Here is a 12,232-nt window from a genome sequence, read left to right on the forward strand (position 1 = left end):
TTGCTTTTCCTGCAGAATTGGTATCTGCAGATATTACACCGTTGGTATCTATGCTGTAATTCGACGCAATCACTGTGTCATAAAATCCGTTGTGAATACGTTTTAAAACCAGATCAACAAATAATGCAATCGAAAGATAATCATCGCTGCTGTCAACTTTCATTTCTTTCCAATACGTCATCAAACTGTCAAAATATCTTCCAGTTGCGGCGAGTGTTTGTCCCTGCATATTTCTTCCAATAAGAGTAATCGGCGTATCTATAACAAGTTGACCATAGTAAGGAGGAAGCACTTTCTTTTCACTTGCGACGATATTCAAATTTAAAAGAACACCGGATTCCCAAGCGATATTGTCGTATTTTTTCCGAACAGGTTTGATCGCTTTGCTGAGTTTTTTTGATTTCTTTCCTGTTACTCGGAGTGAATCAATGGGGAATGCTTGAGCAGTGTGTTCTTCCGTATAAAATTTTGCCAAGTCGCTTGCTTTCTTGAACAATATCCATCCGTATTGTTTTGCACGTATTTTATCTGTTTGCGGAACGCCTAACGTAACGGAGCCTGTTTTTCCTAAACGAGCAAATACGTTGTAAAGTGCAGTAGCGAGAGTTGGTTGCAAAGTGAGTAACGTGTTGTTTTTGAATTTCATCTTCACAGGTTCTGCTGCAAGAAGCGGTGTTGATTTGAATGTTCGGTATTTCGTTGTGTCTTCAAAATTTCCAAAGTTTTTATCAAGTTCGTGTTCACCGGAAGTTAGTTTTAATGTATAAACAGTTTCTGCAGGAGAAGTTTGATAATGTTTTGGTTTCAACACTTCTTTTACTAAATAATTTCCAGGTAATAAATTCAAGAAAGTATAATTTCCCGATGGATCTGAAAACGTTGTATCTGTTCCTGTTCCGGAAAGTTGTATTTCCCAATTTTCTAAACCCAACTCGTTTGCATCCCTGATAGCATTTCTGTTTTTATCGTTGAACACTACGCCGCTAATTGACCCTTTTTGAAAGTTGCCGAAATTTCTATCGGTAACGTTGAGGTTGGAAATAATTTCGAGCGAATACGTTCCGCTTTCAGGTTCCGATTGTGTCCAGGTTCCCAGAAGAATTTCAGAAACAGTGTAAGTGTTGGGTGCGAGATTATTGAACATATAATTTCCTTGAGCATCTGTTACAACAGAATCGCCGTTACTGAGTTTTATAATCCAGTTTTCAATTCCAATTTCGTTCGAGTCGAGAATTCCGTTCACATTTTCATCCAGATACTTTTTTCCGGAAATAGAACCTAAACGATAATTACCAAAATCATTATTCGTTACAGAATCGCCGCTGGTGAGAATAATAATGTACGTGCTGTCTTCAACGGGAAAACTTTGATAATATTCGTTGACTGTTTCTTCGCTGATGATGTACGTTCCTGGACCTAAATTCGTGAAAGAATACATCCCGTTTTCATCTGTTTGTACTGAAGCAGTTTCTTCTCCGTTGGTGAATGAAATGTTCCAGTTTGTTAGCGGAACATCGTTTGAATCGAGAATTCCGTTTGCATTCATATCTTCAAATTTCATTCCGCTGATGGAGCCGTTTTTGAAATTTCCGAAATCATTGTTTGCCGTATCTGTTCCAGAAAAAATTTCGATGGTATAAAATGGATCTGTTGGCAATGTTTGCGTCCACCCTGTTTGCAGACTTTCACGAACAGTATACGTTCCGGCAAGTAAATTTGTGAACGTATAGTTACCATTCATATCTGTTGAGGTTTCGCTTCCATCGTTGAGTTTGATAATCCAGTTTTCCAAACCGATATCATTCACATCTTTAATTCCGTTGCCGTTTTCGTCAAGAAATGTTGTGCCTCTGATTGTTCCGAACTTAAAACGCGGAAATTCGACAACTTGTGTTACGGTTGCCGTATTCACATTGACAGAAAAAGGTTCTGGCGATTGCGACGAAGAAAGATAACCGCTTTTTATTTCTGCAGAAACAGTATAATTTCCGAATGGAAGCAACATAAACGAGAAATATCCTAACGAATCAGAAAGTAGAGAATCTTCAACAGCGCCGGTAATGGAAATTTTCCAATTTGCTAATCCGTATTCTTCTGCGTCGTGAAAACCGTTTCCATTCAAGTCATCATAAATTTTTCCGGCAATCATCCCAAATTCTCCGTTGCCGAAATTTTGATTGAGTAAATCCAATGCGCTTGTCATTGTAAAAGTATGTATGCCTGGAAATGGAGGAAATGTTTGCGAAAATCCTTCCTGTTGTAATTCATACACTTGATAATCGCCTGGCGTGAGATTTGAAAACGAGTAATTTCCATTTGCATCGGTTAAAATTGTATCGTTCATAGGACCTTCGAGAACGATAGTCCAGTTTTCCATTCCCGATTCTTGAATTTCTTTCAAGCGGTTTCCGTTGGCATCGTTGAATTTCATTCCGGCAACAGAGCCAAGATAGAATACGCCGAAATTGTTTCCTGTTTCTTGACTCGCTTCTACGGTAACTTGATATTCAAATGGAGATTCAGGAAGTGTAACAATCGTTCCACTGATGGGGTATAGTGAAATAGTATACGTTCCGGGTTGTAGGTAATTGAAAACATAATAACCTTCGGTGTCAGTATAAACCGTGCGTTCTTCTGTTCCGGTAAGATTGAGTTCAGCATCAAAAATCGGTGGTTCGCCTTCATCAAATATTCCGTTACCATTGATATCTTCGAAAACAAATCCAGCAATAGAAGAACTTTGATAAATATAAACATCATCAAACGCCCATCCTTCGTCAACATCTACTTCATCTGCAACATATCGCATACGAAACTGAACATTTGATAACCCTTCGAATCCAATCATTGGCAATATGGAATTAACCCATCCGCTATCAGTAACGTTGAAATATTCGCTTGTTCCACTCCAGTTTGCGCCGTCGATAATTCCAGCAGCAGTTCCGCCAACGGGTGAATCATTATCGTACCAATTGTAACCGTTTAAATCTTCAAACTCGCCGAGTATCGTATAATTTACTCCATCGAGCGTGTATTCAATTGTGCCACCGTCAAAACCACCGTCGGTTAAATAATTATGATAGAAGTTCAATACCGGCGGAGTTGCAAGAGTTGAAAAATCAAATACCGGCGAAGTTACAAAAATGTTGATGTTGTCTGAATGGTTTAAAGAATCTAATGTTATCCACGATTTTGTTCCGCTCCACGCTCGGTCAATCTGCGTTTTTTTCGGCGTTGCGCGCATCCATTCATTTGTCGAACTTATTGCGCCCGATGACCATCCGGAATCGGAAACGGATTCAAAATTTTCAAAATAAGGAAATGAATTAACTTGAAACGTAGCAAAAAAATCTCCGTAAGTAATATTGTTGGATATGGAGCCATCGTTTTGCAAAAATCCTCGAACATATAATTGAAAATTTCCAGATGGCGGCAGGAAAGGTACAGTAAAAGCAACTTCAGCAACGAGCGGATTTCCCGCCCACGATGGAAAGACCGTTTCGTTGACACCATCGTTTTCGTTCGCTGGAGCGACTCCAACTTTGTGCGTTAAACTTACGGATGCAGGAGTTTGACCTGTGCCATCCCAACGCAAATATGCAATTACTTGAGTAGGATTTCCCTCGACCAATGGTAACGGTTGCAACGATACGGAGGTAACGGCTAAATCTATTTGCGCAGGAGAACCGATTCGAATTTTGTCAATAAATAAATTATTGCCATAATCATTTATCGCAATGAATGCAAGGACAACATTATTTCCTGCAATCGCTGCCGGAAGACCAACGCGTTCAGTTCGCCATTGTGTTGTAGTTGGAAAGAATTCGTCATCAGTAGTAAAAGTTTTCAATAAATTTCCTCCACGCTGATATACTTTTGTGAAGGTTATACCTCCGTTGGTAGAAACTTCGACGCGAAGTGAATCGGCAGAGCCGGCGTATTTTCCGTATGCGACATCGAATTTCAATGAATCGCCAACGACCAGATTTGTAAGAATTGGAGTTTTCAATGTATCGAATTGTCCGATAGCATCATAGTTGTAGAAGTTAATGAATGCTGATGCCGCACCATTTCCAAAACTGCTTGCAGTAGTTGTGCGTACCCAAGTGAACGATGCATCGGGATTTCCTACCCTCCATCCGTTTGGAGGGAACGTGGGGTTCTCAAATTCTTCGATAGTTAAACCGAGAACATTGGAAGATACTGTTTTTCCCAGAGTTATTGGATAATTTTTGAAGAGTGTTTTTTTCCCTTTTGTGTTTTTTTTGGGATTGCGATTGTTGTTTTTTTCTGCTAAAGAGAAAGTAAAAGAAAGAAAAAGAAATACTATAGTTAATGTAAATAAGTAACGAACTTGTTGCATAAGAACCTCGTGAATAATTTGTTTTTCGTTGAAAAAAATTGTAGCACAATTTTACGCAATTATTTTTATATTACCAAAAGTGAAATCACATCGTCATGGCTTTGGATTTCAAAATCGAAATTTCTTTTTCGGTTATGTATCGCCATTCGCCGCGTTTCAACCCTTCGCATGTAATGAAATCGTATGCGACTCGTTCGAGTTTTTCGATTTCATATCCAAAGGATTCAAACATTCTTCGTACCTGCCGATTTTTACCTTCGTGTATTGAAATACCAATTATTTTTCTTTTTCCTTTCGGAAGTATGTACACTTCGCTTTTGCTTGTCATACCATCTTCAAGTTTTATTCCTTGTCGAAGTTTTTTTTCGTCTTCCATCGTTAGCGGTTTATCAATTTCCACTTGATATGTTTTTTTGATTTCGTGTTTCGGATGCATCAATGCGTTTGCAAGTTCGCCATCATTTGTTAAAAGCAAAACTCCGGTTGTATTTCTATCTAATCTTCCAATCGGAAAAACCCGTTGTTTGACATTGACGTAATCCATTATCGCAGTTCTTCCTTTTTCATCATCGAGCGTTGTAATGCAATCTTTCGGTTTGTTGAAGACGATGTAAATCGGTTTATCGAGGAAGACGACTTGTTTTCCGTTGTAAAAAACTTTATCCGTTTCAGGATTTATTTTTGTACCAAGTTCAGTTACACGGGATTTGTTCACAGTAATTTTTCCGCTTGAAATCAATTCATCTGCATTTCTTCGGGAAGTAATTCCGGCGAGTGATAAAAATTTGTTAAGGCGAATTGTTTGAGTAGCGATGTTCATTTTTTTTTAAAAAATTTTCAGAGCAAAATAACTATTTATCTTCTTTGAAAAAACAAAAATCTTTTTTTGTATAACCATTCTTTCTATATTTCACGCGATTTTTTTATGAGTTTCACTGCACAACTTCATTTCAACTGATGCTTACCGATTTCGGACGAGTTCTCATCTTTTTTATCATAGGCGCAATTTTTACTGCCGGCGGATTAATTACTGCGTGGATCGTTCGTCCAAAACGCTGGTATCCCAATAAACTTACAACCTACGAATGCGGCGAAGAACCAGTCGGCGATTCGTGGGTAAAGTTCAACATTCGTTTTTATGTTGTCGCGCTTATCTTTTTAATTTTTGATGTTGAAGCCGTTTTTCTTTTTCCGTGGGCAGTTGTATATCAGAAATTAGGAATGTTTGCGTTTATAGAAATGGTTGTGTTTCTCGGAATTCTTTTCGTTGGTTACGCATACGTTTGGGTGAATGGCGATTTAGATTGGGATAAACCCGAACCGACAATTCCTCGTATTCCTTCGTTGAAAAATTTGAAAACATCTTCTGTTTCGTGATTCGTTAATTGTTATTCGTTATTTGTAAAAGTCATTAGTCAGTTGTCATTGGTCATTTGTAAATCATTAAGTTTAAGACTAACTTCAAATAACGAATAACACATAACATTTGTAAAAGTAAGACACAATTTTTTGAAATCGCAAATCTAAAATCTAAAATCACCAATGGGTTTACTCGACCAAAATTTTGAAAGCAATAATGTCGTTCTCACTTCCGTGGAAAGTTTTTTGAATTGGGCGCGACTTTCTTCGTTGTGGCAAATGCAATTCGGACTTGCGTGCTGCGCAATTGAAATGATGGCAGCATCAGCATCGCATTACGATTTCGACCGCTTTGGAGTTATTCCACGCGCAACTCCACGTCAGTCGGATTTGATGATTGTCGCCGGAACAGTTACACTTAAAATGGCAGACAGAATCAAACGTCTGTACGACCAAATGAGCGAACCGCGTTATGTGATTTCGATGGGAAGTTGTTCCAATTGCGGCGGACCGTATTGGGAACACGGTTATCACGTTCTCAAAGGTGTGGATAGAATTATTCCCGTTGATGTGTATGTTCCCGGTTGTCCTCCGCGTCCCGAAGCGTTGATGGAAGGATTGATGAAGTTGCAAGAAAAAGTTCGTACGGAAAAAATTTTTACGGGAAAGAAAGCGGCGTAAACGATGGGAATTACAATATTAAAAATTGAAATCGGAAACCCTTCTAATCCATCGAAAACAAAAGCCGTAGAGTTTATGGTAGATTCCGGTGCAATTTATTCTGTTGTTTCAAAAAAGATTTTGAAAGAGTTGGGAATAAGACCAATTGGGGAGCAAACATTTCGATTAGCGAATGGTGATTTAATTTTGAGAAAGAAAGGTATTGCATTGTTCAAATACAAAGATAAAATTGGAGGTGCAGACGTTATATTCGGAGAAGAAGGAGATAGCGCACTGCTTGGAGCATTCACACTCGAAGCCTTAGGTTTGGGTTTGAATCCATTAAAACGTGAACTCATAGATTTACCTATGGTATTAGCATAAGAGAATTATTCTATGTCTCCACAAGAAATTTTAGACAAACTGAAAACACAATTCGGCGAAGCAATTCTTGATGCAAAACTCGAAGGCAATCCCGATGCGTATATAAAAGTTGCAGCAAAAAGCATAAAAGAAATCGGAATGTATTTGCGCGATAATGATGAAATGCAATTCGATTTTCTTTCGTGTTTAAGCGGAGTAGATGTTGGAAAAGGAAATCTCGGCGTTGTGTATAATCTTGCTTCGATAACGTTGAAACACAAAATCACTTTGAAAATTGAAGTTCCTGTTACAGATACACACGTACCTTCTGTTGAAAGTGTTTGGCGCACCGCAGACTGGCACGAACGCGAATGTTATGATTTAGTTGGAATTATTTTTGACGGTCATCCCGATTTACGTCGCATATTACTTCCAAACGATTGGGAAGGATTTCCGCTTCGCAAAGATTACAAAGTTCCGGAATTTTATCGCGGAATGAAAGTGCCATACTAATAATGAAATTTAGTAAAGACCAACTTAAAGCATATTCCGATAGTTTGTTTGAACTTGCAATATAGCAATGGGTGCAATGGTTTTTGGTTCTTATTTTTCTGATAAGTTTTCATGGTGGCTTATACCGCTCGGAATTTTTATTTACAGTTTGGCAATTAGCATTGCAATCATTTTAAGAAAGTAAAAATATGTTAACAGCTTTTATGTTAGTTGCTCTCGCAGTAACAATCGTTGTGATTTCTTTGGTATTGATAAAACACCAAGTTCACGATGATAAACAGCAACTGAAGAACGTTCACTAAGTTTTATGTTTGAAACCACTTCACCAATTTCTCCTTCAACAATTACTTCTTCGGGAAAAACGATTCGCACCGAAGAAATGATTATCAATATGGGACCGCAACATCCTTCCACACACGGAGTGTTGCGTCTCGAACTCGTTGTTGACGGCGAAATTGTTACCGATGTTATTCCCCATATCGGATATTTGCATCGCTGTTTTGAAAAACACAGCGAGCGAATGGCAAATTATCAGCAAGTAATTCCGTACACCGATAGAATGGATTATCTCGCTTCGATGAATATGGATTGGGGATATGCGCTTGCCGTTGAACGATTGTGCGGAATAAAAGTGAACGAGCGCGTTGAATACATTCGCGTAATTATGGCGGAGTTGCAGCGCATCGGTTCTCATCTTATTGCGCTTGGAACGTACGGACTTGATGTTGGCGCGTTCACTCCGTTTCTGCTTATGTTCCGCGACCGCGAATATATTTTGGATTTGTTTGAAATGACATGCGGCGCGAGATTGCTCTACAATTATATTTGGGTTGGAGGAGTTTCGCATGATTTGCCGCTAAACTTTATTCAAAAGACAAAAGAGTTTTGCAATTATTTCAAACCGAATATTATCGAGTGCAATAATCTTTTAACCTATAACGAAATTTTTATCAAGCGAACTGCAAATGTTGGAATTTTACCTGCAGATGTTGCAATCAATTACGGATGTTCGGGACCAATGTTGCGCGGTTCGGGAATCAATTGGGATTTGCGCCGCGATGACCCATACGGAATTTACAATAAATTTGAATGGGATGTGATTGTTGGAAAAGGTGAAATGGGAACGCTCGGCGATTGTTGGGATAGATATATGTGCCGCGTTCGAGAAATGGAGCAAAGCATTCGTATTATTGAACAAGCGCTCGAACAAATTCCCGAAGGCAACGTGCAAGAATCAATTCCGAAACGTATTCGCCCGAATCCCGGAACAGATATTTATACACGAACAGAATCTCCGCGCGGCGAACTCGGATTTTATATAATGAGTGACGGAACAAATTCTCCGTATCGTGTGAAAGCGCGTTCTCCGGCATTTGTGAACTTGAGTGTTCTCCCCGAAATTTGCCGCGGTTATATGATTGCAGATGTTGTTGCAATTACCGGAAGCGTTGATATTGTGTTGGGAGAAGTGGATAGATAGTTATGGAACAACTCCTCAAAAATATTTTACAAAACGATATACTCGTTTATATCGTGCTTGCCGCATTACCGTTGCTGTTTGTATTGCCGTACGCATTGTTTGCAGTGTGGTGGGAACGGAAAGTTTCTGCGCATATGCAAGATAGACTTGGTCCGATGCGCGTTGGCGGATGGCACGGTTGGGCGCAAACAATTGCTGATATTGTAAAACTTATTCAGAAAGAAGATATCGTTCCGGCAGCCGCAGATAAGAAGTTACATTTTCTTGCGCCGTATGCTGTGTTCATCGGTTCGTATGCTGCGTTTGCGGCAATTCCGTTCAGCAGCGCATACATCGGAAGCAATATCAATCTTGGCATTTTTTATATCGTTGCAGTTTCTTCCATTGTCGTTGTTGGGTTGTTGATGGCTGGTTGGTCATCAAATAATAAATGGTCGTTGTTTGGTGCAATGCGTTCTGCCGCGCAAATAGTGAGTTACGAAATTCCAACTATTATTTCTATTCTTTGCGTTGTAATGATTGCTGGAACGATGAACTTGCAAGAAATCAATCACGCGCAAACAGGTTGGTTTTGGAATTGGTTTGTCTTTCAGAAATTTCCGTTTGTGTTTATTGCGTTTATTATTTTCTTTGTCGCATCGCTTGCCGAAACAAATAGAACTCCATTCGATATTCCGGAAGCAGAATCTGAACTTGTTGCCGGTTATCATACGGAATACAGCGGAATGAAATTCGCATTGTTCTTCCTTGCCGAGTATGCAAATATGTTTGCAGTTTCAGCAATTGCATCAACATTATTTCTCGGCGGATGGAATAGTCCGTTTGGTGATTTTCTTGGCGGACCGATATTGGGTTTTTTCTGGTTCGCCGCGAAAGGAATGTTTTTCGTAACGATACAAATGTGGCTTCGTTGGACACTTCCTCGATTGCGCGTTGACCAACTAATGCACGTTTCGTGGAAAGTATTAACACCATGGGCTTTTGTGTGTATGTTTGCAATTGGACTTTGGGTAATGATGTAATTTATTATGCAAAGTACTCTTCAACATACTTCAACTCAATTCAATTCGTTTGTTGAATCCTTTTCTCATTTAGATTTATCTGAGAAAAGACAGTTATGGAAAACGATTTATGGAACATTAGAAGAAATCGAAGATGAGTTGTTTGAACAAGATTCAATTATTCAAAATGAAGTGAGAGAAGCCCGTGAAGAATATAAAGCAGGAAAATATGTTACGTTGGATGAGTTTATTTCAAAGAGAAAAAATAATAATGGATGAAATATCAACTTGTCATTCCACACATTGTTGAACGACAAATTGATAATTTGCCGAATTTCATTCAAGAGCGAATTGAAAAAATACTTATAGATTTAGAAAATAATCCTCGACCTTACGGATGCAAAAAATTGAGAGGAACGGTAAATGAATATAGGATACGAATTGGTAATTACAGATTACGATATGAAATTGACGACAAAAAATCTATTGTGTTATTAGTTTCTTGTAAAGACCGTAAAGAAGTTTATAGATAATTATGAAACAATATTTCCGCGATATATATCAAGCAATTTTTACCGTTCTCGTCGGAATGAAAATTACTTACAAGCATTTATTTATGCCGACGGTAACAATTCAATATCCCGATGAGCGACGTGCAGTTCCCGAACGCGCGCGCAACCGTTTGTATGTGAATATGGATGACTGTATCGGTTGCGACCAATGTTCAATGGCGTGTCCCGTAAATTGCATTTCGATTGAAACGGTAAAAAGTGTTGCCGGCGATGAACCCGGTGTAACATCGCTTGGAACGAAAAAACGTTTGTGGGTTTCAAAATTTGATATTGATATTGCGAAATGCTGTTATTGCGGTTTGTGCGTATATCCCTGTCCAACAGAATGTATCGTGATGACGGATGTGTACGAGTTTTCCGAATTTGACAGACACAGTTTGGTTTACAATTACGCAACAATGTCGCAAGATGATATTGCAGATAAAAAAACAAAAGCCGCTCAAGCAGATGCAGAAGCAAAAGCGAAAAAAGCCGCAGCGGCAGCAGCACCGAAGCCTGTTGCAACTCCAACAGTAGCAACTCAACCTTCAACCACTGCTGTATAATTTAGAAAGTAATTTGTAATTGGTAATTAGTCATTTGTATTTCAATGTTCAATCTAAAATGTAAAATATAAAATCTAAAATGTCTTTATACGATTACACATTTTACGCATTCGCAGCAATTACACTTGTTTCTGCAGGAATCGTTGTTTTCTCACGCAACATTATTTATTCTGCATTTTCGTTGCTCTTTACGTTTTTCGGCGTTGCTGGATTATATGTTTTGTTGAATGCAGATTTCCTCGCAGTAACACAACTACTTATTTACGTTGGCGGAATTCTCATTCTTCTTCTCTTTGGCGTGATGTTGACGAACAAAGTCGTCAGCGTTGATATAAAAACCGGAACATTGCAAACTGTTCCCGCAACAATTTTGATATCAATCACTGCCGGAACATTGTGCGGCATTTTTTACGTAACCGATTGGCGTGTCGTCACTTCACTTCCTGAAATGAATACTACTACATACAAACTCGGCGAAATGTTGATGACAAGTTATCTGTTGCCGTTTGAAATTGCTTCTGTCGTTTTACTTGTTGCATTGATAGGTGCGGCGATAATTGCGAGAAAAGAAAAAGTAGCTACGAAATAATTTTTTGAAATGTTAACATCAGTAACCCTTACGCACTATCTCATCGTCAGCGGAATTTTATTTTCGCTGGGAATTTTTGGCGTTATAACCCGGCGCAATGCAATTCTCGTGTTGATGGGAATTGAACTCATACTCAATTCGGCAAACATCAACTTCATCGCATTTTCTCGTTACGGCGGAATGAATCTCGATGGACAAGCAGTTGCAATTTTTGTTATTATTCTCGCTGCTGCCGAAGCCGCTGTTGCGCTTGCGATTGTGTTAAATATTTATCAACGCTTCAACACGGTCAATGTTGATGATATTAGTAGAATGAAAGAATAACTTCATTTTACATTTTACATTTGACATTTTAGATTGATATGAATGAAGAAGAGTTGAAAACTCGAACAAAACAATTTGCTTTACGAGTTATCAAATTAGTGAATGCATTGCCGAAAACACTTGTAGGAAAAGTTATTGGAAATCAATTACTTCGTTCTGGAACATCGGTTGGCGCTAATTATCGTGCGGTTTGTCTTGCTCGTTCAAATGCTGATTTCATTTCAAAACTTGGAATTGTTTTGGAAGAAACTGACGAATCCTCATACTGGATGGAATTGATTTTAGAAGCCGAACTAATGACACTTGACCGAATGAAAGAGATAATGCAAGAAGCAAAAGAACTTACGAAAATATTTATGGCATCGTTGAAAACGTCAAAACGAAATCGTAAGTAAGCTATGCTCAATGTAAAATATAAAATTTAAAATTTTCAAATGTCTCACGAAACAATCATAACTCTTTC

General features: G+C 38.6%; 14 protein-coding genes. 12 read left to right on the plus strand and 2 right to left on the minus strand.

Translation table 11 applies throughout. The features are described from left to right. Both FJ218_09070 and FJ218_09075 read right to left on the minus strand, forming a co-directional pair. The coding region (locus FJ218_09070) for a hypothetical protein (protein ID MBM4167048.1) at window positions 1-4,363 on the minus strand (4,363 nt) is incomplete at its 3' end. An 85-nt stretch (window positions 4,364-4,448) separates the two neighbouring features. After that, window positions 4,449-5,183 carry an rRNA pseudouridine synthase gene (locus tag FJ218_09075; protein ID MBM4167049.1) on the minus strand — a complete coding sequence of 245 codons (735 nt, stop codon included), beginning with the start codon at window positions 5,181-5,183 and terminating at the stop codon, window positions 4,449-4,451. A 137-nt stretch (window positions 5,184-5,320) separates the two neighbouring features. Between FJ218_09075 and FJ218_09080 the strand changes: the two genes are divergently transcribed. The 12 genes from FJ218_09080 to FJ218_09135 all read left to right on the plus strand — a co-directional run bounded on the left by FJ218_09080 (window position 5,321) and on the right by FJ218_09135 (window position 12,164). Then, window positions 5,321-5,740: an NADH-quinone oxidoreductase subunit A gene (locus tag FJ218_09080; protein ID MBM4167050.1), complete on the plus strand. Its 420-nt coding sequence runs from the start codon at window positions 5,321-5,323 to the stop codon at window positions 5,738-5,740. Window positions 5,741-5,905: 165 nt separating this feature from the next. After that, the gene (locus FJ218_09085; GenBank protein ID MBM4167051.1) at window positions 5,906-6,403 is read left to right on the plus strand and encodes an NADH-quinone oxidoreductase subunit B; all 498 of its coding nucleotides are present in this window, start codon (window positions 5,906-5,908) and stop codon (window positions 6,401-6,403) included. A gap of 3 nt (window positions 6,404-6,406) precedes the next feature. Further along, on the plus strand, window positions 6,407-6,766 hold the full coding sequence (locus FJ218_09090; GenBank protein ID MBM4167052.1) for an aspartyl protease: 360 nt from the start codon (window positions 6,407-6,409) through the stop codon (window positions 6,764-6,766). Window positions 6,767-6,778: 12 nt separating this feature from the next. After that, the gene (locus tag FJ218_09095; protein ID MBM4167053.1) at window positions 6,779-7,258 is read left to right on the plus strand and encodes an NADH-quinone oxidoreductase subunit C; all 480 of its coding nucleotides are present in this window, start codon (window positions 6,779-6,781) and stop codon (window positions 7,256-7,258) included. Window positions 7,259-7,565: 307 nt separating this feature from the next. After that, the gene (locus tag FJ218_09100; GenBank protein ID MBM4167054.1) at window positions 7,566-8,738 is read left to right on the plus strand and encodes an NADH-quinone oxidoreductase subunit D; all 1,173 of its coding nucleotides are present in this window, start codon (window positions 7,566-7,568) and stop codon (window positions 8,736-8,738) included. A 2-nt stretch (window positions 8,739-8,740) separates the two neighbouring features. Then, window positions 8,741-9,760, plus strand: coding sequence for an NADH-quinone oxidoreductase subunit NuoH (gene nuoH / locus FJ218_09105; protein MBM4167055.1), 1,020 nt, complete (start codon window positions 8,741-8,743; stop codon window positions 9,758-9,760). 6 nt (window positions 9,761-9,766) lie between these two features. Next, complete coding sequence (locus FJ218_09110; GenBank protein ID MBM4167056.1) at window positions 9,767-10,018, plus strand: hypothetical protein; 252 nt, start codon at window positions 9,767-9,769, stop codon at window positions 10,016-10,018. Continuing rightward, complete coding sequence (locus FJ218_09115) at window positions 10,015-10,272, plus strand: type II toxin-antitoxin system RelE/ParE family toxin (GenBank protein MBM4167057.1); 258 nt, start codon at window positions 10,015-10,017, stop codon at window positions 10,270-10,272. The genes FJ218_09110 and FJ218_09115 overlap by 4 nt, the downstream gene beginning before the upstream one ends. Window positions 10,273-10,274: 2 nt before the next feature. Next, entirely contained in the window at window positions 10,275-10,856 is a 582-nt protein-coding gene (locus FJ218_09120) for an NADH-quinone oxidoreductase subunit I (GenBank protein ID MBM4167058.1), read from the plus strand. Between the two features lie 79 nt (window positions 10,857-10,935). After that, the gene (locus FJ218_09125) at window positions 10,936-11,445 is read left to right on the plus strand and encodes an NADH-quinone oxidoreductase subunit J (GenBank protein ID MBM4167059.1); all 510 of its coding nucleotides are present in this window, start codon (window positions 10,936-10,938) and stop codon (window positions 11,443-11,445) included. Window positions 11,446-11,454: 9 nt separating this feature from the next. Beyond that, window positions 11,455-11,769 (plus strand): NADH-quinone oxidoreductase subunit NuoK, encoded by a 315-nt coding sequence (nuoK, locus tag FJ218_09130; protein ID MBM4167060.1) that lies wholly within the window; start codon window positions 11,455-11,457, stop codon window positions 11,767-11,769. 38 nt (window positions 11,770-11,807) lie between these two features. Continuing rightward, on the plus strand, window positions 11,808-12,164 hold the full coding sequence (locus tag FJ218_09135) for a four helix bundle protein (GenBank protein ID MBM4167061.1): 357 nt from the start codon (window positions 11,808-11,810) through the stop codon (window positions 12,162-12,164). Window positions 12,165-12,232 lie beyond the last annotated feature (68 nt).

This window comes from Ignavibacteria bacterium, from assembly GCA_016873775.1.
In the GTDB taxonomy this organism is placed as follows: domain Bacteria; phylum Bacteroidota; class Ignavibacteria; order UBA10030; family F1-140-MAGs086; genus JAGXRH01.